At 41.8% G+C, this 22,670-nt stretch carries 17 protein-coding genes; 14 read left to right on the forward strand and 3 right to left on the reverse strand.

All coding sequences use genetic code 11. The annotated features are described in order from the left end of the window. Window positions 1-13: 13 nt before the first annotated feature. Both KKC46_03590 and nagZ read right to left on the reverse strand, forming a co-directional pair. Window positions 14-853, reverse strand: a complete 840-nt coding sequence (locus KKC46_03590; protein MBU1052900.1) for an alpha/beta hydrolase — start codon at window positions 851-853, stop codon at window positions 14-16. Window positions 854-861: 8 nt separating this feature from the next. After that, entirely contained in the window at window positions 862-1,890 is a 1,029-nt protein-coding gene (nagZ, locus tag KKC46_03595) for a beta-N-acetylhexosaminidase (GenBank protein ID MBU1052901.1), read from the reverse strand. A 304-nt stretch (window positions 1,891-2,194) separates the two neighbouring features. Between nagZ and KKC46_03600 the strand changes: the two genes are divergently transcribed. The 10 genes from KKC46_03600 (at window position 2,195) to KKC46_03645 (ending at window position 13,663) form a co-directional block, all read left to right on the forward strand. Then, entirely contained in the window at window positions 2,195-2,734 is a 540-nt protein-coding gene (locus KKC46_03600; GenBank protein ID MBU1052902.1) for an RsbRD N-terminal domain-containing protein, read from the forward strand. Between the two features lie 83 nt (window positions 2,735-2,817). Beyond that, window positions 2,818-3,819, forward strand: a complete 1,002-nt coding sequence (gene dsrM, locus KKC46_03605; protein MBU1052903.1) for a sulfate reduction electron transfer complex DsrMKJOP subunit DsrM — start codon at window positions 2,818-2,820, stop codon at window positions 3,817-3,819. Window positions 3,820-3,822: 3 nt separating this feature from the next. After that, on the forward strand, window positions 3,823-5,442 hold the full coding sequence (locus KKC46_03610) for a (Fe-S)-binding protein (protein ID MBU1052904.1): 1,620 nt from the start codon (window positions 3,823-3,825) through the stop codon (window positions 5,440-5,442). A 28-nt stretch (window positions 5,443-5,470) separates the two neighbouring features. After that, a complete protein-coding gene (gene dsrJ, locus KKC46_03615; GenBank protein MBU1052905.1) occupies window positions 5,471-5,860 on the forward strand; it encodes a sulfate reduction electron transfer complex DsrMKJOP subunit DsrJ in 390 nt (129 codons plus the stop codon). Window positions 5,861-5,862: 2 nt separating this feature from the next. Next, window positions 5,863-6,651 (forward strand): 4Fe-4S dicluster domain-containing protein, encoded by a 789-nt coding sequence (locus KKC46_03620; protein ID MBU1052906.1) that lies wholly within the window; start codon window positions 5,863-5,865, stop codon window positions 6,649-6,651. Window positions 6,652-6,658: 7 nt separating this feature from the next. Next, window positions 6,659-7,819, forward strand: coding sequence for a polysulfide reductase NrfD (nrfD, locus tag KKC46_03625; GenBank protein ID MBU1052907.1), 1,161 nt, complete (start codon window positions 6,659-6,661; stop codon window positions 7,817-7,819). 212 nt (window positions 7,820-8,031) lie between these two features. Beyond that, a complete protein-coding gene (locus KKC46_03630; protein ID MBU1052908.1) occupies window positions 8,032-8,883 on the forward strand; it encodes a protein-glutamate O-methyltransferase CheR in 852 nt (283 codons plus the stop codon). Window positions 8,884-9,707: 824 nt separating this feature from the next. Beyond that, entirely contained in the window at window positions 9,708-9,980 is a 273-nt protein-coding gene (locus tag KKC46_03635) for a DUF1302 family protein (protein ID MBU1052909.1), read from the forward strand. A gap of 14 nt (window positions 9,981-9,994) precedes the next feature. Then, window positions 9,995-11,386, forward strand: a complete 1,392-nt coding sequence (locus KKC46_03640) for a DUF1329 domain-containing protein (protein ID MBU1052910.1) — start codon at window positions 9,995-9,997, stop codon at window positions 11,384-11,386. A gap of 3 nt (window positions 11,387-11,389) precedes the next feature. Continuing rightward, a complete protein-coding gene (locus tag KKC46_03645) occupies window positions 11,390-13,663 on the forward strand; it encodes a PAS domain S-box protein (protein MBU1052911.1) in 2,274 nt (757 codons plus the stop codon). 197 nt (window positions 13,664-13,860) lie between these two features. Here the strand turns inward: KKC46_03645 and KKC46_03650 are convergent, their stop codons facing one another. After that, window positions 13,861-14,706, reverse strand: coding sequence for a peptidylprolyl isomerase (locus KKC46_03650; GenBank protein ID MBU1052912.1), 846 nt, complete (start codon window positions 14,704-14,706; stop codon window positions 13,861-13,863). 376 nt (window positions 14,707-15,082) lie between these two features. Between KKC46_03650 and bcmE the strand changes: the two genes are divergently transcribed. The 4 genes from bcmE to KKC46_03670 all read left to right on the forward strand — a co-directional run bounded on the left by bcmE (window position 15,083) and on the right by KKC46_03670 (window position 22,627). After that, a complete protein-coding gene (bcmE, locus tag KKC46_03655) occupies window positions 15,083-16,417 on the forward strand; it encodes a thiamine pyridinylase (protein ID MBU1052913.1) in 1,335 nt (444 codons plus the stop codon). Window positions 16,418-17,414: 997 nt separating this feature from the next. Further along, a complete protein-coding gene (locus KKC46_03660) occupies window positions 17,415-18,656 on the forward strand; it encodes an aminotransferase class I/II-fold pyridoxal phosphate-dependent enzyme (GenBank protein ID MBU1052914.1) in 1,242 nt (413 codons plus the stop codon). A gap of 603 nt (window positions 18,657-19,259) precedes the next feature. Next, window positions 19,260-21,548 (forward strand): hypothetical protein, encoded by a 2,289-nt coding sequence (locus tag KKC46_03665; protein ID MBU1052915.1) that lies wholly within the window; start codon window positions 19,260-19,262, stop codon window positions 21,546-21,548. Between the two features lie 332 nt (window positions 21,549-21,880). Continuing rightward, entirely contained in the window at window positions 21,881-22,627 is a 747-nt protein-coding gene (locus KKC46_03670) for a hypothetical protein (protein ID MBU1052916.1), read from the forward strand. Window positions 22,628-22,670: the final 43 nt, after the last annotated feature.

The raw sequence follows: 22,670 nt of genomic DNA on the forward strand, positions 1-22,670 counted from the left end.
CATTTGTCTTATTTTAAGAAAGATTTTTTGTGAGAAAAGATATAACGGCAGATGTAAACGCATCATTGCGATCACCGGCAATCATATGCCCTGCTTCCTTAACATCAACATACTCGGCACTTGGCACTGTCTTTAAGAAGGCTTGTGCACCGGCTTTGCTCACCACATCGCTCATTCGGCCGCGAACAAGCATAATAGGTACATCGATAGTCAAAGCTGCGCGCTCATACCGTTTTGTATCGAATTTATCATTGACTTGTTCATCATCGGATATGATGGCTGGATCCCAGTGCCATCTATATCGACCATCAAAACCAAGTCGCAGGTTATTCTCCAAACCGCTAAGATCATCCGGACGTGATCGATAAGGAAGATAGCCTGAAACGGCAGAGGCAGCCTCTTCAAGCGATATGAAACCATCAGGGTAACTGCGCATGAACTCAAGAATGCGCTCCCGGCCCACCTGCTCAAGTTGTGGCGCAACGTCAACCAGGATCAAGGCGCTACATACAACTTGCGGTGCTTCTCCTGCCGCTATAAGCGATGCCAAACCGCCAAGCGATGCGCCAACCAAAGCTACGGGCTGCCCGATGAGATCCACCACGGTGCGCAGATCTTTCGCATAGGCATCGATAGAATAATTACCATCAGCTGCCCAGTCGCTATAACCGTGGCCACGAAGATCAAGATTGATAGCCAGAAACCCGGCTTCACCGAGCACACTCATTGTATTGCCCCAGGAATATCTGGTTTGACCACCGCCGTGTAAGAGCAGCACCGGCTTACCGTTCCACAATCCCTCTACATCCGCGGATAATTCAAATGAATCCCCAACTAAAAAACGTACAGCCATTTATTACCTCATTCGGAATCGTTATTTACAGTGTACGATAAATATTTCTCTTTATACAAAAGTATACGGCTTACTGATTTTTCAGCTTCCACCTCTATCTCGTTAAAATCGCGCATATTCTTTTTTATTTCCTCAAAGGCGTATTCAATATTTGGTCCTGCATGGCATATCAGCGCCATATCGATTCCGGCATAAAGAATTTGTTTTATAACTGTTTTAATATCAAAATTATTTATTATAGCCCCCATGTCCAGGTCATCGGTCATAACAATACCATTGTAACCCATTTGTTCGCGCAAAAGCTTTTTTGCTATCTTTTCGGAAAGGCTTGCCGGCCATTTTTCATCGATGTTTGAATAAAGTATGTGAGAAAGCATTATTGCCGAAACATCATGTCTTATAGCTGCATAAAACGGTATAAGATCAAAAGATTCCAGATCACTAAGTCCAATATCAAGAACAGGCAGTTCAAGATGGGAATCAGGAACAGTTCTTCCTATACCTGGAAAATGTTTGGCCACAGCCATTAATTTTCTTGCCTGCATGTTCTCTATGACTGCAACACCCATTTTTAAAACCCAGTATGGATCAGAACCAAAAGCCCTGCCGGACATTATGCTGTTAATGCCTTCCGGAGCAACATCCAGAACAGGAGCCATATCCATATTAATTCCAACCCCAAGTAATTCATTTGCAATTGTCTGTGCAAAAATAAAGGCATCATTTTCGTTTTTTATCTCAGGATTTCCAGAAAATCGGGTAAAAAAAGGCTCTTTGAGCCTTGCAACCTGACCGCCTTCCTGGTCAATAGAGATTATCAGGGGAGGTTGATTACATGATCTTGCATAAGCCTGAGCTGAATCACAAAGATTTTTTATCTGTTCGGGTGTTTGTACATTTTGTGAAAAAAGTATTAACCCCCCGACTTTCACAGTATCTATAAGAAACATCAGCTCATGAGATAATTGTGTTCCGTTAAAACCTGCCATGAGACGCTGACCCGCAATCTGTGCAATAGAAAAATCGGAAATATTCATTGTCTATTCCTGCATAACTATATAAGTATTTATAAAAACTTAATGATTTTTATCTGAGTCCCTATGGTTGACTTAAATCATACAATGCAAAAAATCAACTTAAACTCATATTACATTCAAAATCCCAAAATCCTTTCCAATAATTCACAATTTCCTGAAAAATAGTTTCTTTTATACTTGACATGAATTTTTATCTTGACTATAGAATTTGCGCCAAGTGGCGTTATTCCAAGGTTTTTGGAAAAAATACTATAATAAATGAATATTATCTGATATGTCAAAGAGTTGAGGTTGGTTTTTATATATGAAACTGGAAGAGCTGTTAGCCCAAAAGAAAAAAGTTATTATCGATAAATGGTTTGATGCTGTTGTCAACACCTATCCTTCCGATACTTCCAGATTTATCAAAAGTCAGAAAAATCCTTTTGCCAATCCTGTAGGAAGTACAACCCATAAAGGTCTTAGCGTTTTGATGGATGAACTTCTTGGTGAAATGAATGCTGATACAATAAATTCATTTCTTGACCCGATTATAAGGATCAGGGCTATTCAGGATTTTACACCATCAGGAGCGGTTTCTTTTGTATTTTCTTTAAAAGATATAATAAAAGACCAATTTAAAGATAAAGAATTTAATGATCATAGCATGTTAATAGAAGTAATGCAGTTTTATAGTAAAATTGATTTAGTCGCAAAGATAGGTTTTGACATTTATATGAAATGCAGAGAGAAAATTTATCATATAAAGGCAAACGAAGAAAAAAACAGAACCTTCAGAGCGTTTGAAAGAGCCGGTTTGATTAAAGAGATTCCGGATAATGAAACGGAATCTCAATTGATTTAACAATGATTAATATTAAAGCTTAAGTGGCTGACTATTGTATTGATAAAGCGGCTGTCTTAAGCCATGGAGCGAGGTAATGTTAAATGGTTAAGTGCATGTTCTCACTCACTGTAGTAGTTATTTTATCGGTGCTTGCCTTTGTGGGGGTAGAGACGTCCGGTTACACAGCGCAATTTGTTTTCGGGATTGTAATACCGTACGCAGCTTTTCTTGTCTTTGTTATTGGAGTAATAAACCGTGTAGTCGGATGGGCGCGGTCTCCGGTACCTTTTGCAATTCCAACTACTGCCGGTCAGCAAAAATCTTTGCCGTGGATTAAACATGCAAGTCTGGATAATCCGACCACAACCAAAGGGGTTTTCGGCAGAATGTTTCTGGAAGTATTTCTTTTCCGTTCCTTATTTAGAAATACGAGAACCCAGTTAAGCGATGGACCCAGGATTTCTTTTAATCTTGAGATTCTTCTCTGGCTTGCCTCTCTGGCTTTTCACGCATCTTTTTTCACGGTTTTAGCAAGACATTTAAGGCTTTTTACTGATCCTGTGCCATCTGCTATACAACTACTTGAAAAAGTTGACGGGATGCTGCAACTTGGTGTGCCGGGAATATTATTGTCGGGCTTTGTTCTTCTTTTGGCTGTTTCTTATCTTCTTCTCAGAAGGATTGTCGAACCTCAGGTAAAATACATTTCACTCACCCAGGATTATTTTCCTCTGTTTTTGATTATAGGAATAGCTGTAAGCGGAATATTGATGCGTCACGTATTCAAAGTAGATATTATAGGCGCAAAGCAGCTTGCAATGGGTCTTGTCACATTTCATCCTATAATTCCTGAGGGTATCGGCGGTATTTTTTATGTGCATCTCTTTTTTGTAAGCACATTACTTGTCTATTTCCCGTTCAGTAAGCTTATGCACATGGGTGGTATTTTTATGAGTCCTACAAGAAATCTGCCGTGCAACACCCGGGCGGTCAGGCATGTAAATCCATGGAATTATCCTGTACATACTCATACATATGAAGAGTATGAGGACGATTTCAGGGAAAAAATGATAGATGCTGGACTGCCGGTTGAAAAGGAGTAACTAATGTCAGACCTTCCAAAAGATAACAATGAACTGATAGAAAAAATAAATTACAAGCCTACTAGTAAAGATTGGATGGATGTACCCGTAGAAATCAGAAAGGGTATGTACTGTTATGCTTCAAATCCCAAAAGCGTGGAATATCTTAGCCTGCCTAACGCACGTGCATGGAATCCGCTTGATGAGGACTGGAAACTTCCTGTAAACTGGAAAGAGATAGTCCATAATGCTTTCAAGGAACGGCTTGATAAATTTCGTTCTTTTAAAGTTTTTATGGATATATGCGTAAGATGCGGAGCATGCGCCGATAAATGCCATTTCTTTATAGGTACGGGTGATCCTAAAAATATGCCGGTTTTAAGAGCCGAACTTCTTAGATCGGTTTACAGAAACGATTTTACCACGGCAGGAAAACTTTTAGGCAAGATTGCCGGAGCGCGCGAGCTTACTTTGGATGTTTTAAAAGAATGGTGGTACTATTTCTTTCAATGCACCGAATGCCGACGCTGCTCAGTGTTCTGTCCTTACGGCATTGATACCGCGGAAATAACAATAATGGCCAGGGAGATATTTAATCTGCTTGGGCTAAATATAGACTGGATCGCAACTCCCGTTGCAAATTGTTATCGTACAGGAAACCATCTTGGAATCCAGCCGCATGCTTACAAAGAAATGCTGGAATTCTTTGTAGATGATATAGAAGAAAAAACCGGAGTGGTGGTAAAGCCTTCATTTAACAGGAAGGGCGCAGATATATTATTTATTACCCCATCCGGTGATGTTTTTGCCGATCCTGGTACGTATACTGCCATGGGTTATCTGATGCTCTTTCATTATTTAGAGGAGCAGGGTCTTAATATTACATGGAGCACCTACGCTTCAGAAGGTGGAAACTTCGGTTTTTTTACTTCCCATGAGACGATGAAGCGTCTTAACGCAAAAATGTATGCCGAAGCAAAACGGCTTGGTGTTAAGTGGATACTCGGTGGTGAGTGCGGGCATATGTGGCGTGTTATAACCCAGTATATGGATACAATGAACGGTCCTGCGGATTTTCTTGAAAATCCGGTTTCTCCTATTACCGGTACAAAGTTTGAAAACGCCAACTCAACAAAAATGGTACATATTTCCGAATTTACGGCCGATCTTATATATCATGGGAAACTAAAACTTGATAAAAGCCGTAATGATAATCTCAGCGTAACTTTTCATGATTCATGCAATCCGTCCAGAGGCATGGGGATGTTTGAAGAGCCAAGGTATGTTATAAAAAATACCTGTAATAAATTTTACGAAATGCCGAGTAATACAATCAGAGAGCAGACTTTCTGCTGCGGCAGCGGTTCCGGTCTTAACGCCGGTGAAGACATGGAGTTAAGGATGTGCGGCGGTCTTCCAAGGGCCAATGCGGTAAAGCATGTTCACGATCAATTTGGTGTAAATATGCTTGCTACTATCTGCGCAATTGACAGAGCGGCTCTTCCGCCTCTTATGGATTACTGGGTTCCTGGAGTAGATGTAACCGGAGTTACCGAGTTGGTTGCAAACGCCTTGATAATGCCGGGAGAGAAAGAAAGAACTGTTAACCTTCGCGATGAACCGCTTCCAGGAATGGAGGAGTAAAATGTCTCACGAAAAAGAAGATAAAAAGATGTATAATAAAGGTGAAGTGATAACCGGAATTGTTATATTTTTAATTATTTTCACTTTTCCCTTCTGGTATAACATGGGAAAAGCAACCCCGGTTCCTGAACCTGTACTTACCGAAAAAGCCAAGGCTGCGGTTGAGTGCGTTGAGCCAAAAGCTTACATGAAAACCGAGCATATGCAGGTTTTAGATAGCTGGAGAAGTTCGGTTGTAAGGAATACAAACAGAATTTATATAAACAAAAGTGGCAACAAGGAATTTGAAATGAGTTTATCCAATGGTTGTCTGGATTGCCATTCAAATAAGGCAGAATTTTGTGATAAGTGTCACACCTATGCATCGGTAAGTCCTTACTGCTGGGATTGCCATATCGATAATCCGAAGGAGAAATAGTGATGGAAAACAGCAGAAGAAATTTCTTAAAGATAGCTGGAATTTCAGCACTGGGCCTGACTACAACCCCTGTTTTGGATGCTTTTGCAGTAGATATAGATACCCTGCTTGTTAAACCGATTGATGCAGCTCCAAAAGAGAATGCTCTTACTGCCAAAAGATGGGGAATGGTCATTGATACCAGAAAGATTAAATCGGAACATGATCTTGAACCAATGATTGCTGCCTGCAATAAAATTCATAATATTCCGGTTCTGGAAAATAAGCGGCATGAAATAAAGTGGATATGGGAAGAAGAATTCAAACATGCTTTTCCCACTTTAGAGCATGAATTCGTAAATGAGCGTATAGAGCATTTGCCTTTTCTGGTTCTTTGCAATCAATGTAAAGATGCCCCATGTGTCAGGGCCTGTCCGACAAAGGCAACTTTTAAACGTGAAGATGGAATTGTTATGATGGATTTCCATAGGTGTATCGGTTGCCGTTTTTGCATGGCTGCTTGTCCTTATGGATCAAGAAATTTCAATTTCAGGGATCCAAGGCCTTTTATAAAAGAAACAAACAAAAAATTCCCGACAAGAATGAAAGGCGTTGTTGAAAAATGTAATTTTTGCGCCGAGCGTCTTGCTGTAGGGTTACAACCGGCCTGCGTAGAAGCATCCAACGGCATTATGATTTTTGGAGATCTGGAAAATCCGGAATCTCAAGTCAGACATTTATTGAAAACTAACTATACAATTCGACGCAAAGTGGCTCTTGGTACCGGGCCTTCTATTTATTACATCGTATGAGGTGGTTATGCTTGAATTAGCACTTAAAGGAAGTAAAAAATATTATGGATGGATTGCAGTCCTGCTTACCATTATCGGCATAGGAGTAGGTTGTTATTTATGGCAGCTAAGCTTCGGCCTCGGTCTTACCGGAATGAGCAGAGATGTATCATGGGGGTTTTATATTGCTCAGTTTACATTTCTTGTCGGTGTTGCCGCATCAGCCGTAATGCTGGTTTTGCCTTATTATCTGCACCATTATAAGGCCTTCGGTAAAATTACAATTCTTGGGGAATTTCTGGCTGTATCTGCAGTAAGCATGTGTCTCCTTTTTATCATAGCAGATCTTGGGCAGCCCATGCGTGCCTTGAATGTAATTTTGTATCCTACGCCCAATTCGATTCTTTTCTGGGATATGATAGTATTAAACGGTTATCTGTTTTTAAATATAATAATTGGCTGGCAGGTTCTTCAGGGAGAAAGAAACGGTGTTGCTCCACCTAAATGGGTAAAAATTCTGATTTATATATCAATACCCTGGGCAGTCAGTATTCATACCGTCACAGCGTTTTTATACTGCGGTCTTCCCGGCAGAGGTTTCTGGCTTACAGCAATACTTGCTCCAAGGTTTCTTGCTTCGGCATTTGCAGCAGGCCCGGCCTTTTTGATTCTTCTTTGCCTTCTTGTAAGAAAACTTACAAAGTTTGATCCGGGAAAAGAGCCGATTCAGACCCTTGCTAAAATTGTAACTTACGGTATTCTATTAAACGTATTTTTCTTGCTATGTGAGGTTTTTGTAGTATTTTACAGCAAAATCCCCGAACATATGGATCATATGACTTATCTGTACGCTGGATTGCATGGACATGGAGTTCTTGTGCCGTGGATGTGGGCATCTGTCGCTCTGATGGTGATTTCCATTATCCTTCTTATAAATCCTGCTACAAGGAAAAAAGAGGGGATACTTATGATAGCATGTATCTGTGTATTTTGCGGTACATGGATTGATAAGGGACTTGGCATGATTTCAGGAGGCTTTGTACCATCTCCGTTGCATCATATTACCGAATACGTTCCATCAATGCCGGAGATAGCCATTACATTAGGCGTTTATGCTGTAGGATTTTTAGTACTGACAATCCTTTATAAAATAGCTACAACGGTTAAGGAGCAACTGCAAGGCGTATAGAAAATATACGATAAGCTAAATCAAAAAAAAGATAAGGGGGTTATCCAAATCAGGGGTAGCCCTCTTTTTTATTTCCAATAGATGTCTTTAGTCATAATCTTTTGATTTTTCGTACTTAATGTTTTATAAGAAATGCCTGCCAGCAAAGTTGATCGTTTAAAACCCATTAAATACGGGTTAAGTGCATTGATTATTCGGTGTAAATAAATGCTATGACTATTGAAGAAAACAATAAAACCTCATCTCCAACAGATGATACAATGAAAAAAATCTGTGTTCTTTTGCGGACGCAAACAGGCCACGATTTTTCCCAGTATAAAGATATTACCCTGATTCACCGTATAAAACGTAGGATGGCTTTACACCAGATCAGAAAGCCGGATCAATATTTTAGATTTATGTATCAAAATAAGGTGGAATCGGATGCTCTCTTTCACGACACCTTTATCGGTGCTACAACTTTTTTCCATGATCCGGTTGCTTTCGAAATAATTAAAAAAAAAGTAATCCCTAAACTTTTTTCAAATGAAACATCCGAAGGAGTTATACGGATCTGGGTCTGCGGTTGCTCCACCGGCGAGGAAGCCTATTCCATTGCAATTCTGGTTCAGGAATATATGGAATCCATTAAAGAGTCGTATAAAGTGCAGATTTTTGCCACTGATATTGACAAGTATTCTATTGAACAGGCCCGAAGCGCAATATTTCCCTCAAACATCGATATTGATGTATCCCCTGAAAGACTGGCTCGTTTTTTTATCCATGATTCCAAAGAAGGCTTCTATCATATCCGAAAATCTATCCGGGATCTTCTTGTTTTTTCCGAACATGATGTGACTAAAGATACCCCATTTTCAGAATTGAATCTGATAAGCTGCCGCAATACGCTTCTTTATATGGCCAGAGATCTTCGTTCAAAGTTGATTCCACTTTTTCATTATGCGATTAAACCTGGCGGTTTTCTTTTTATGGGAACATTAGAAACGGTGGAAGAATTTGTGACGACATTTGAAACTGTCGACAGCAAATGGAAAATTTACCACCGTAAGGATATTCATTCTTAGCTAACAGCACATGGCAAGTCATAGTAAATTTTTCCTGGTGATGGAAATAGTCTTAACATCCCTAAAATGTCTCCGAAGACTGTTTTATTGACATGTTTTTTTTCCAGTGTAATAATAACAGCAATATATGTAAATAAATTCTATTCCGGCTAAAGCATATAACTATACTTTTTAAAAACAGACTTTTTCCATAGACTAGTTATATAGCTTGAGCAAATAACAAATTAAACCACATCAGATGTTGTCGACGATAAAAATTTTCACGTATTCTCAGTATTATTGAATTTGCCGATATTAAAAGATAATGCGAGTATGGGGAATTTGCGATGGATGACGGCTATCGGCTGCTACGCACTTCATACTTGATCGAGGACTTTTCAAGGGTATCATACATCATTTACGGACGTATGGATATTATGTAAAAAGAGAGGCCGCTCTGACAAGATGAAAACTACTCGAAGCGTAGCTCTGTCACGTCACCGATATTTAATAATCATCATTATTTTATTGGGATCCATAGGTATGATGGTATCGTTTACACAACCGATCTACGCTTTTCCAATTTTAACCGACTTAGAGGATATGAAAATAAACTGGAACAATTCTCTGCGATACAACTGGGGTTTGAATGGCGTCCAAATCGCATCCCGGAAGGGGGCACCTATTTTGGAGTCGATAGTGTGAATGAAGGCCCCAATGTGAACCGTCTTTCCGCTATTGAAGGTGAGTGGGGCGACGTGGGAGTAGGACTGAAGTGACGTACGGCTTGGCTGGACGGCACTATCGGGTTTTATGCGCGTCACTTTAATGATAAAAGTGGATGACTGGCGCAAGCGGCCGGTGGCGGTAAGACACGGGCGGTATATGCCAGGAAAATCGGGCTTCTTGGGGTGACACTGGCGAAGAATATCGCCGGATCTTCCATTGGCACTGAGGTTTCCCATCGCAGCAATGGCCCTTTGATCAGCAACAGTGCGGCCGCCAGGCAATCGAACGGCTATAAAGGAGCCAGGGGAGATACCTGGCATGCCCTGATCAACAGCGAAATAAGTTTCGGGCCCAGCCCATTGTATCATTCTGCTCAGTTTGCTTTCTGATGAGAGGAGATTATATGTCTATAGTGAAATATTTATCTATCGTATTATTATTTCTTTTTCTGGGAGGAACTATATACTTCAACAATGCCCGGGCCGGGGTCAGCGTTCCCGAAGCACTCCAGCTCGGCACCTCTTTGACTCCTTTCGGCGCAGAAAAAGCGGGTAATCGTGATGGCACCATCCCCCCCTACACTGGCGGCCTCACGGAAACGGACATTCCCGCAGACTTCAAAAAGGGGTCAGGACGTTGGACCGATCCTTTCCCCAAGGAAAAACCGCTTTATTCGATTTCCAGCCGGAACATGGCCAAATATGACAAAAAACTCAGCGAAGCCAGCAAAGCCTTGTTAAGGAAGTATCCCTCTTATCGCATGGATATTTATCCCAGCCATCGCAGCGTTGCCTATCCGTCCTGCGTTTTGGAGAACTCGCGCAAGAATGCCACCAGAGCCCGCCTAATCAATGGCGGCCTTACTGTAGATGGTGCTATCGGTGGCGTTCCCTTCCCTATCGTGAAGAACGGCAATGAGGCGATGTGGAACCATCTGCTGCGTTACAACGGCCATGCCGTCAAGATGCGTGCCTCCACCTGGTTTGTAACTACCAAGGGCGTGGCGATCAATTCCGCCGACATTAACGCCCACTGGCAAAATCCCTACTACAATCCGCAGTGGACACTGGCGGACTTGAAGAAGAATGGTAACTATTACGATCAAGCCGCATACAACTTCATCGGCCCTCCCCAGGCCTTCGGCAATGCCTCGTTGACCACGGACAGCCTCGACCCGGTTAAACAGCCGCGCCGCGTGTGGACGTATTCCGCCGCCAGCCGACGCATCCGCATTGCCCCTGATTTTGCCTATGATACTCCGGTGGCATCGGTCGGCGGAGTTGTCACCTATGACGAACGCACACTGTTCATCGGCAAACTGGACATGTTCGATTTTAAGTTGCTTGGCAAACGGGAGATGTTCATCCCCTACAATAATTACAACCTGCTGTTTCAGGCCACCTCGTCCCAGTTTCTTACGCCCAGGCATATCAATCCGGATTTCGTGCGCTGGGAATTGCATCGCGTTTGGGTGGTGGAGGCAAATCTTAAAAAGGGCCAACGCCATGTCATTGGCCGGCGCGTCTATTACTTTGACGAGGACTGGGGCGGCGGCGGCATGTGCGATGCGTATAACAACATGGGCCAGCTCGTCAAGGGTCTGTTCAACATGTTTACCCAACTCTACGATATCCAAACTCCAAATGCGCGCAACTATTGGGCCTATGACCTTATGTCGGGCATCTACTCCTTTTCCTTACACCTTGGCGATCCGGGCATGGGACTCTGGCCGCAGCCGGAAGGATTCCCGAATCTGCTCTTTACACCCGATGCGTTGCCGAACCGGATGAGGTGATTTATGACCTGGCTTCCATCTCGTTTATGGACTCGATTGCATTTAACTATCCGATTGATGATCATTGTGGCCTTAAGCATGATGGCTGTGGCAATAGGTGCCTCATATCAAGCCTCCCGGCACATTGTCCAGAAAACAAAGACCGAGTTAACAAAGCGATGCAATCAGCAAATGGATATGTTGGAGTCCATCGTTCTTGCCACCTCATTTGCTGAAAAAAAAAGCGGGCGTAATTTCGGCTTTGAGGAACTGGTAAACATTCTCGGTAAATTCAACTATGGTCCCGATGTAAGTCAGGTCAGTTTTCGCGAAACCTCGGATGTGGCTGCCTTTAACCAGGATATCACTATTAAGCTTGAAGCCCCTTTGTTCTTCTCCCGCTGGTGCGGACATTATACAATTAAGTTCAATCGACCCATTATTATTCAAGGGGAATATTACGGGCTCCTGACCCTCTCCATGTCGCCCAATCGCTTTATTAACGAAGCTTGGGAAAACTACGAGTATCTGTTGCAGGTCATACTCATTTCCCTTTTGATAGTTTTGTCCATCATATGGGTTGTTTTGCGTAAATCATTACGCCCGTTGAGAACTTTGGCTAAAGCCAGCAAGTCCCTTGCCAAGGGTAATTTGTCTATCCGTGTCCCGGTAATAGGCAGCCCTGAGTTGCGGACTGTTATTGTAACCTTCAACCAGATGGCCTCAAGTTTCCAGTCAACACTAACTGCGCTTCAGGAGAGTGAGGAAAAATATCGAACCATTCTTCAAACTATGGAAGAAGGTTATTATGAAATTGACCTTGCAGGCAACGTTACCTTTGTCAATGATGCCATGTGCAGAATTATGGGTAGCCCAAAAGTTGAGTTGATAGGGATTAATTATTGCCAATACATTTCGCCGGAGACAGCTAAAGAAGTGCATGAAGTATTCAACAAGATTTACGCCACTGGTGAACCGGTAAGAAGCCATGAGTGGGATATTATAAGACCGGATAACACAAAAATATATATAGAGTCTTCTATAGCCACAGCGAGAAGTTCAGAAAACCAGGCCACCGGTTTTCGGGGGGTTGTTATAGATATTACGGAGCGCAAACAGGCCGAGGCCGAAAAAGAGACGTTGCAGGCCCAATTTCTGCAGGCTCAGAAAATTGAATCAATAGGCCAATTGGCTGGAGGCGTAGCACACGACTATAACAACATATCAACTGTCATAATCGGCAATGCTGAAATTGCTCTGCAAAAGGTGGACGAGAATGATCCTCTGCATGAAGATCTCGTAGAAATTCTCACGGCAGCAAAACGCGCGACGGATATTACCAAACAATTGCTGGCTTTTGCCCGTAAACAAACCATTGCTCCCAAGGTGCTCGACCTGAATGTTTTTATTCAAAACATGATCAAAATGCTCCGGCTGCTTATCGGGGAAGATATTGATCTTGCCTGGTTGCCCGGAGAAAAAGTATGGTCGGTTAAAATTGATCCTTCCCAGATTGATCAAATCATGGCAAATCTCTGTGGTAACGCCCGAGATGCTATATCAGATATTGGCAAGGTTACCATCGAAACGCGAAATATCAGCTTTGATGAGGACTACTGTGCTGATCATGCAGGGTTTGTTCCCGGAGAGTATGTTTTGCTCGCTGTAAGCGATAATGGCTGTGGGATAGCACAGGAAACCCTGGACAAGATTTTTGAACCGTTTTTCACCACCAAGTCCATTGGCTATGGTACAGGAATGGGCTTGGCTACCGTTTATGGCATTGTCAAACAGAACAATGGTTTCATCAACGTTTATAGTGAACCGAATAAAGGAACGACCATCAAGGTTTATCTGCCAAGGCATACAGGCCAGGCTGTCGATACATATAGTGAAAACACCTTAGAAATTCCGTTAAGCCGGGGTGAGACAGTATTGATAGTTGAAGATGATATTTCTATCCTGAAACTTGGGAAAAGAATACTCGAATATCTGGGTTATGCCGTACTGTCCACTAACAGTCCAAGTGAGGCCATGAAGTTGGCCGAAGAGTACGCCGGCAAAATTAATCTTCTAATAACGGATGTTGTTATGCCCGAGATGAATGGCCGTGAGTTATCCAAACAACTGCAAAGCCTTTATCCCGATCTCAAAATCCTTTTCATGTCCGGTTATACAGCTAACGTTATTGCCCACCGTGGCGTGCTGGAAGATGGCGTTAGTTTCATGTTAAAGCCGTTTTCTCACAATGACATGGCCTTTAAGATCAGAGAAACACTGGATGAAGCAAAGAGCTAAATTCATGTTTATTATCCGAAACATGAGCTTGAAGAAAAATAAGGTGCAGGCGAATTCATCAATTATACTTCTTGTTTTTTCCGAACATGATGTGACTAAAGATCCTCCATTTTCATAAATTGAACACGATAAGTTGCCGCAACACGCTTCTTTATATGGCCAGAGATATTCGTTCTTAGCTAACAGCGCATGGCAAGTCATGGTGATTTTTTCCTGCTGATGGAGATAATCTTTACATCCTTAACAGGTTTACTTCCCGAACCAACCTTTACTTTTCCGATATTGTCGAGCACATCCATTCCTTTTACTACTTTGCCAAAAACGGTATGTTTACCTGCAAGCCAATCGGTGTCCACCAGATTAATAAAAAATTGTGAGCCGTTAGTATTTGGGCCTGAATTTGCCATAGCCAGACAACCACGTACCGGCGCGTGTTTCGATCCTTTTTCTGTATAGACATAGCCTATATTTTCATAAGCCCCTTTGATGGTAAGTTTTTCAAGGCGGACTTTAAATTCTTCTTTTCTTTCATCGAATTCCTTTTGCGACCTGATATTCATAGCTTTAAAAATCGGTATGGTAAGATTTCGCTCGAAATCCTGCTGGCTGCGAATCATCAGGAAACTGTGAGGCCCTTTACGGTTATCAAATGCGTTTAAGTTATCCAAACCTAAAGCGGTGGCATCAATTTCATCGGTAAAAGTATAACCTGGGCCGCCTGTTCCGATACCCAAAGGGCAGCCGCCCTGAATCATAAAATCCTTTATTACCCTGTGAAAAATAAGTCCATCATAAAAAGGATATTTTACTTTATTACCTGTTTTAATGTCTTTAAATTCAATTGTGCCTTCTGCCAAGCCGATAAAATTGGCAACCGTTTTTGGAGCTTCATCTTCAAACAATTCCACATCAATGTCTCCCATGCTTGTTTTAATGACATACACAGGATTTTTAATCTGCTTCTTTCCTTCAGTAAACCCAATACTACTACCGGTAATAACTACACAGAAAATTATAATTATGGTAAAAATTATGTTTTTCATTATAAACTCCTTTTCTTTATATTTGATATGAAATTGTTATTTTCTTATTATAAGTATCAAAAATTATTTAACAAACATATTTTATATATAAATCAATTCTCCCTGGCATAAGCCCTCGATTATTCATGTTGAATTAATAAAAAAAAAGTGTTAAAGAAAAATAAAGTATTATTGTTCACTATACAAGCTGTTTTATTTTGGTGGTTTCTGGAATAAATAATCCATTATATATTTTTAGTTTTTATACTTTTAAAAGGATTTAACATGACCAGATACAAATAAAGCCCCGTTCTTCATATAATTGAAGTGCGGGGCTTTTATGCTTTATAGGCAGGCTGTTTGACTTTTGTTATGTCAATAGAACAAGGAGGAGACAATGCGGCGAAAATATTTGCAGTTATGTATTCTTATTGTAATTGTTATGTCATGTACTTCTTTAGCTTTGGCATCAAGCCTCAAAGTTGCATTATATCCCTATGTGCCAAGAATTGCCCAATTCAAGAGCGTTATATCTGAAAATTGGAAGTTATTACATCCTGATGTGGAAATTATCTGGGTCGAGGGATGGGACGGCGGTTATGCTAATGACCCGCAAGATGATTATGATCTTTTTGTTTTCGATGCTACTTATCTTACTTATTTTATAAATAAGGGACGGCTCTTGGGCATGAATCAGTCTCAGGTTAATAATATTGCCGATTATTTACCGTTTGCCATAAATGGTATGCTTAAAGGCAACAAGTATTGGGCTATCCCGCAATTAGGCTGTACCGAATATCTGATATGTAAAAAGGACGACCAGCCTTTGCTTAAGGCTTCCAATATGTCAGAAGTTGTTGCGGCTTTAGGAAAATGCTCCTACCATGGAGATATTCCACCTGAATCAACCGGACTTATGATGGACTTTTCCGGCGGGACCACAAATGCAATCTATTATGTTAAAAGCCTGGAGGAGATAACAGATGAATTCCCGGTGCCTTTGCCGCAAGATCCTGGTCATATTAACATTTATGCCATAAACAACCTTCGTACAATCCTTGCAACTGCCAGTTTGCGTAACGCATGGTATTCAGGCGAATCATACCAGCGAGGATTGTGGTACGGTCAGAATCATGGCCGCGCCTATGTCGGTTTTTCCGAGTCTTTAACTCAAATTCCGCAGGAACAATTGCCAGATATTGCTATGAAGGTTATGCCATGGTCCGATAATCCAGAAGGCGTAAAAGATCCTCTCTTTTATTGTGATGTAATCGGCGTTAATCCAAATACTTCAAAGCGAAATGTAACGGCCTTGGCTATTGAACTTGCAAATCTCATGGCATCCACGCAGGTCATTGTGGATTGCTTTAAGTCAACAGATACAAAAGGTCCACAATATCTTACCCCGGTGCGCAATAGTGCTATGAACCAGCTTGCCGATATCTATCCTGCTTATGCGATCATCCGTAATGCTGTGAAAGCTTCCGGAGATCCAATCCTGCTCGATTTAGGTAAAGATAGTCGTAACTGGATTGCCAATATGAAGAATACTATTAAGCACATGGTTATTGATGATCTGCAATGCTATTGCGACAAACAGGCCGGACCTCCTATGGATAACCAAAAAGCACAGATAGTATGTCCGGGTGTATGTGGCGATAACAACTGGAACGGCCAGTGGACTAATAAGGGTAGTTATTCTGTTTGCGGGTGCTTTTGCGGTGTACATTAGCAAATCAAAATATATAAAAAGTAAAAGCAATTTTTATTTTAAAATCGTTTTTCTGCATTCAGAACTTATAATGGCACACTATTGATGATCTTTTAAACCGGGCCTGGAGTAAAAAGTGGGTAGCCTATACCAAGCGATCTTTTGCAAGTTTAACGAAATTTTACTATAGAATACAGCTATGTGATTTTACTGCGGCGGGACAATTTATAAAACGCTATTCGTTATACTTAAGAATAAAAACGAAAGATAGAATTATGACCCAATCAACGCATCAGATAATTGATAGCCCCGCAATGTGTGAATCTGACTTTATCCGGATTTTGTGCTTAAGGACAAAAACAACACATAACAAAACGAGTGAACCAGACGGGATAAACTTGGCGGTTTTTGTTAAAATCTGTGTTTCACGATAGGTTATAGGCCCGCTGGTTACTCTCAGGTTCGGCGAGAAATATCCCAATGTCCGATTATCTGAAATTAACTATTGGACTTTATGCCCAGTATTCCCATCAATTCAAGCGCGCGAGGACCACTGTCTATTCGTTTTTTAAAACTTTGATTGATTTTTCCATTTGGACCAAAAGCTTCACTAAAGAAATAGCTGCAAAGTATTGCATGGGGTTTCCCCTTAAATTGCTGTCATTTTATCTTGACACATATGGCTTATCTTGCTACGAATTTCATACTATTTTATCTTGAAATGTGCAATTTTCAGGCATCTGTTTTTGGATAAGATACGGTTAAAGATAAAACAAACAGGGAACAAAAGATGAAGACACATCATATATGTGCAGCGGCGGCATTGGCCTTTGGGGTCCATTGACGTTCAGCTGCTTTTCTATACAACTATAAAAAGAGACTGAATGCCATGGGCCGAAACTCCGGTCTGTGGTTTATTTACCCGGATCGGAAAATGATTCGGGTTTTTTGTTATATTCTATCTGCCAACGGCTTTGGTGTAAGTCTTACTTAATAAAACTTGAATGGGGATAAAAGAATGGAAAATAAAATTCGTTTTGCCGATCGCATGAACCAGCTACCGCCTTATCTGTTCGGGATGATCAATAAGATAAAGATGGAAAAACGCTGGAGTGGAGATGACGTGATTGATCTGGGCATGGGCAACCCCATCGACCCTACCCCGAATCAGGTTACGGAAAAACTATGTGAGGTCGCAATTGATCCGAAGACACATAGATACCCGGTTGCCGGAGGCATGAAGAACCTGAAAAGGGAGATAGCTCTTTATTATGAACGCCATTACAATGTTTCCTTAAACGGGGTTGATGATGTGATTTGTACCATAGGCTCAAAAGAGGGGATTTCGCATCTATGCCTTGCTCTGCTTGGTCCGGGGGATACCGTTCTTGTTCCTGCCCCCGCATTTCCGATTCATGTTTATGCTGCTGTGATCGCAGGCGCAGGTGTTTTACGGATTGCACTTGGTTCGGAGGAGGAATTCTTAAAACAGCTGACAAGCATGTGCAATGCCCTGTATCCCGGCCCAAAACTGTTGATGTTAAACTATCCCCACAATCCGACAGGGATAGTCACAACGAAGGATTTTTTTAAAGAGATCGTCAAGCTTGCCCAAAAGTATAACTTCATGGTGGTAAATGATTTTGCTTATTCGAAGATCACATTCGACGGGTATGTGGCTCCCAGTTTTCTCGAAGTCCCTGGCGCACTGGAGGTCGGAGTGGAGTTCGGATCTTTTTCCAAATCATACAACATGGCCGGTTGGCGTCTTGGATACTGTGTTGGCAACAAGGAAATGATCGAGGGACTTGCCAAGATCAAGGGTTATTATGACTACGGGATCTTTTCGGCGATTCAGGTAGCCGGAATTGTTGCAATGCGCGACTGCGACGATAGTATTATAGAACAGGTAACAGTTTACCAGAAACGCCGCGATGTGCTTTGCGATGGGCTAATCCGTATGGGATGGACTGTACAGGTGCCAAAGGCCGGTATGTTTCTCTGGGTTGCTATCCCTGAACCGTATGCCCGGATGGGTTCTGTTCGGTTTGCGGTGGAAATGATGAACCGGGCAAATGTTGCGGTTGCTCCAGGCGCTGGTTTTGGAGAAGAGGGGGACGGTTACCTGCGTCTTGCGCTGGTGGAGAACGAAAACAGGATCAAACAGGCATTAAAGCAGATGCGTCGCGCACTAACAGAGCTTGACCATGAAATTGCCGCCGGGACATTCGTACTGGAAAATACCGGTACCGGCCTGTAATCTCCAAAAAATAATTGCCTGTGAATACTGAATTTGTAGTGGGGTATTCGGCATTTCAACTATTGATGGGCTCATAAAAAGTAGGAAAATACCTGTTTTGTCATGCCGGACCCGATCCGGCATCCAGCAATTTCAAAAGGTTCCGGATACCGGCTTTCGCCGGTATGACGGTTTGGGACTTTTTACGAGTCCATCACTATTGACACCGGACAATAATCTATCCTTTTTTCCATTTTTTTTCAATCTGTAGGGTATCTGTAGGTAAGGATGCTATATATTCATATCATCATAGCCGAGCATTCTCGTAATCCATTCGATATTTCATCCGGAAAAATCGCGGCGCTCAATTTTTTATACAACGACTGATGGGCTGTTATTCTCTTTGAGTATATTGGAACATGAGAGGATATATCTTGCGATAAGCTGTTACCCCTCTTGATATGGCTTCGTAATCGGTAGAAGCATTGCAGATCGTTATTGGGTGAGGATATCAGGTTGCTTTGGGAGAATCTTGCGGTTGGGCTCCATTTGCAAGTAGTTTCTTGCAGGCTTTGACCGAACCGCATTAATTTATTTCAATCATCTTAATTTTAGGAGGTGCTCATGGAAAGAAGTAAAAGAAGTAGTAAATTGTTGGCCAAACCAATTAAAGATGAGAGGGCTGAGTTCAGACTCAGACTGAATGTATCGGTTCCACAAATCGATATGGAAGATATGCCGAATATAATGGCATACGCTTTTGATTCGAAAAACCGCCTGGTGGATGTAAAGCAGATCCTTGATAATAAAGGAGAAAAAGTAGAGTTCAATATCAAAGACCAAAGGATTAATGATAAAGTACGAGTGATTGTAGGGCCTCAGTTAGACGTAAGCGAGATGGACGATAAGCTTTGTATTGCAAAAAAACTGCCAAACGGCTCCAAACCCAAACCGATGATAACTCCCAAAAGGCTTCTTTCCAAAGGAGGTATTGAAACAAAAGTCCGCTTGAATCAGACGAACATAGACAGAGAAATCATTCTGCAAAAGGAAGCAGTGATGAAATGGATTTTCTGCAAATGTACCGTGAAAGGTCGTCTTGTTAAAGAGATGGAGCTGCCGGATGGTACTATCAAGAAAATGGGGGTTTACCAGGCATGTATATTTATTTGGGAGGTTGACCGTTGGTATTTAATTCTTCAGCAATTGCCTGAACGTGAACTTTTAAGAATCAGGGATGACCTTATTCGTGTTATAGAAAAATGGCCGCCGGAACCCTGGCCGCCGGAACCTGACCCGTGGCAGTTTGTTGACACACCTCGTATTCAACCGAAATATAACCAGCCGCTGGAGATTGTGAGAAACAAATCCGGTTTTTCAGCCGATATGGAAATATCGGTCAGGCAGAAAAAAAGGCAGGAGCTGGATTCGATTTTCACAGCCCAGTCAATAGTTTCTTTGAGAAGAGAAATGCTTGCAAAAGCGGAGCTTCTCATTCCGTATTTATGCCATTTCCAATGGATATATTCATATCTGCATAAGGATTTTTTAACCTGTACCTGTACCGATGCGGAAGGCTATTTTGAAAGAGACATTTATTATCTTTGCAGTGGTGATAAACCGGATCTGTATTTTACCGCCTATCAATGCATTGATGGAAACTGGGTGACATTGTATGACCCGGGGATGCGCTGCCATGTCTATTGGAATTATGCGTGTGGAACGGATGTTCTTCTGGTAACAAAAGAACCCGGAGCCAGGGTTTCCTATGATGACAATATTGATCCTCCATCCGGAGTGTACACCTGGGTTGAGCCTCATGGAATCGGCGGTGTCAATCTTTTTGATATCGACAGTACCAACGGTACGATTTCTTACCCCTATAACGGCCATCAGTTTCAAAATGCGCCTTTTGGCGCTTACCTCGGATTTAAAATGGGACGCAGTAACAATATACCAAATACTGATGTCTTCTATTACCGTATACAATATAGAAAAGGTACTTCAGGGGAATGGTTTGAATCCTGCGAACCGGTTACCCGGCATTATATCCATGAAGAAAATAATAAAATCACCTATCCTACGGTATCCCTTGGGCCTTTTCCTGTAAACGGAATGCATTTATATCGTTTCAGGCCGGACACTCCCTATGAGCTTGATAACAGCCTGGATCAAATTAAAGATCAATGGCCTGAAGAGACCTGGTTCGGATCTGATATGTATGCCGGCTATCTGAATACTACCGGATTTCCGGGAGGAACAAATACTGCTCATGGATTATATCAGGTAAAAATTGAAGTGTATAATTTTGCAGGTAACATCGTTCAACCGTATATCACAAATCCTAAGTTCGAATTTATCATGCCAAGCACAACGGATTCTGATACGGAAGCCACTGATACCATTTTGGCTCCGGGCGCTTATCGGGATGGGAACGGGTTTATCTTCAACCTCGCCATTGACAATCGCTCCTGTTCGGCATCCATTGATATACCGGTGGTTGGCGGTATTGCTCAGGAAACATTCGGATGCGGATTTCTGTATTACGATGAGGGAGATAATGTCAAAATCTCTTTCCATGCCACTCATCCGGGAAACAATGCTCTTGTCAGTTTTACTTTGCAACGCGGGGATACCGATCCGAGCAACATGGGAATGAGTTTGAGCTATGAAGAGGTATCAAGCGCTCTTTATTCCGGAGGTTATACAAATCTAAATGACGGTGATTTTAAACAAACCGTTCCTGTAGGAACGCTCCTTGGGACATGCACGAATGCAGCGTTTGCAGAACGTCTGTATGTTTATGCCAAGGCATTTAATGGGTGGCACCGGATTGCTTATTATGACGGGCGGTATTATGACGCCAGCGCCCTGAATGCATTTGCTTTAGCTTTAAATGATGACGAAGAATAACTATCTGGCGCATGTCCGGCTTTGTTATAATACAAAGCCGGACATGCTGGTATGCGTAATAAGAAAAAATACTGTTTCTGTATAAGGCGTATCCGGTAAAAGTTGTTTTGTTACTTTTGATGAATTCGTAAACAGACCCCAAAGCGTCATACCGGCGAACAGACTGTGTCGTAATTCATTTTTTTGTCATTTCGAAGCGAAGCGAGAAATCTTGCTTTAAATCAATTCAGCACTTTAAGATTCCTCACATACGTTCGGAATGACATTTTTTCTAATTGTGACACAGTCTCGAAAGCCGGTATCCGGAAACTAAAAACAATGAGGAAAGAATTATGAAAAAGACTATGATATGGCCGGTATTTATGATTCTGTTACTTTTAGCCGCAGTTGTGCAGGCCGATCCGGTTCAAGACAACAGCCTAAATACATACAAGGCAGGCTGGTATCCCAATTACTACAAGCAAAAAGGTCCTATGACTTGTCCTGAAACCTGTAAAATCTGGATTCAAGGGGTTCCCGAACAGGAAATGAGCGTAGCGGCAAAAACTAAAAGTATAAATGTCTGTAAATTCGGATATGATAAACCGATAAATAAACCAATGCGTGATGGTGGTTTTCTTTACGGCAACCAGTTTGATAAAACTCCGGTTTGCTATACTGCTGGCATGAGCAAAAAAATGCAAACAAGCGAGAAGTATTATTGTTTGTGTATTGCAAAGACAACATCCGGGTGCAAGGGCTCCGATTTGGTTGTAACTGAAATCAAACAACCGGAATGGGATCACATCAACAATAGAAGCATTATTAAAGCAGTGATCAAAAACATCGGCAGCAGCGGGGCTGGAAAAAGTATTGCACGTGTAATCGACCTATCACCTGCGCAACCGATTGGAGTTCCTGACAATGCTATCGCTGATACACCCGCGTTGGCACCAGGTGATAGTACGACCATAACCTTTTACCTGCCGTATTGGGTTTATGATCCCAACGCTGATTTGGAAGTGACTGCGGATTATAAAAATGCGGTTGAAGAGTGTGATGAAAAAAATAACAGCAAAACATTCAGTGATGGGGGATAGCGTCTATAGAATAGTCTATAGAATAATAGAATCGAAAATAAGT

This window comes from Pseudomonadota bacterium, from assembly GCA_018817425.1.
In the GTDB taxonomy this organism is placed as follows: domain Bacteria; phylum Desulfobacterota; class Desulfobacteria; order Desulfobacterales; family RPRI01; genus RPRI01.

What these genes read in the sequence shown, in the direction of transcription:
- KKC46_03590 (MBU1052900.1), bottom strand. Translation starts at nt 853, where the DNA reads ATGGCTGTACGTTTTTTAGTTGGGGATTCATTTGAATTATCCGCGGAT.
- nagZ (MBU1052901.1), bottom strand. Translation starts at nt 1,890, where the DNA reads ATGAATATTTCCGATTTTTCTATTGCACAGATTGCGGGTCAGCGTCTC.
- KKC46_03600 (MBU1052902.1), top strand. Translation starts at nt 2,195, where the DNA reads ATGAAACTGGAAGAGCTGTTAGCCCAAAAGAAAAAAGTTATTATCGAT.
- dsrM (MBU1052903.1), top strand. Translation starts at nt 2,818, where the DNA reads ATGGTTAAGTGCATGTTCTCACTCACTGTAGTAGTTATTTTATCGGTG.
- KKC46_03610 (MBU1052904.1), top strand. Translation starts at nt 3,823, where the DNA reads ATGTCAGACCTTCCAAAAGATAACAATGAACTGATAGAAAAAATAAAT.
- dsrJ (MBU1052905.1), top strand. Translation starts at nt 5,471, where the DNA reads ATGTATAATAAAGGTGAAGTGATAACCGGAATTGTTATATTTTTAATT.
- KKC46_03620 (MBU1052906.1), top strand. Translation starts at nt 5,863, where the DNA reads ATGGAAAACAGCAGAAGAAATTTCTTAAAGATAGCTGGAATTTCAGCA.
- nrfD (MBU1052907.1), top strand. Translation starts at nt 6,659, where the DNA reads ATGCTTGAATTAGCACTTAAAGGAAGTAAAAAATATTATGGATGGATT.
- KKC46_03630 (MBU1052908.1), top strand. Translation starts at nt 8,032, where the DNA reads ATGACTATTGAAGAAAACAATAAAACCTCATCTCCAACAGATGATACA.
- KKC46_03640 (MBU1052910.1), top strand. Translation starts at nt 9,995, where the DNA reads ATGTCTATAGTGAAATATTTATCTATCGTATTATTATTTCTTTTTCTG.
- KKC46_03645 (MBU1052911.1), top strand. Translation starts at nt 11,390, where the DNA reads ATGACCTGGCTTCCATCTCGTTTATGGACTCGATTGCATTTAACTATC.
- KKC46_03650 (MBU1052912.1), bottom strand. Translation starts at nt 14,706, where the DNA reads ATGAAAAACATAATTTTTACCATAATTATAATTTTCTGTGTAGTTATT.
- bcmE (MBU1052913.1), top strand. Translation starts at nt 15,083, where the DNA reads ATGCGGCGAAAATATTTGCAGTTATGTATTCTTATTGTAATTGTTATG.
- KKC46_03660 (MBU1052914.1), top strand. Translation starts at nt 17,415, where the DNA reads ATGGAAAATAAAATTCGTTTTGCCGATCGCATGAACCAGCTACCGCCT.
- KKC46_03665 (MBU1052915.1), top strand. Translation starts at nt 19,260, where the DNA reads ATGGAAAGAAGTAAAAGAAGTAGTAAATTGTTGGCCAAACCAATTAAA.
- KKC46_03670 (MBU1052916.1), top strand. Translation starts at nt 21,881, where the DNA reads ATGAAAAAGACTATGATATGGCCGGTATTTATGATTCTGTTACTTTTA.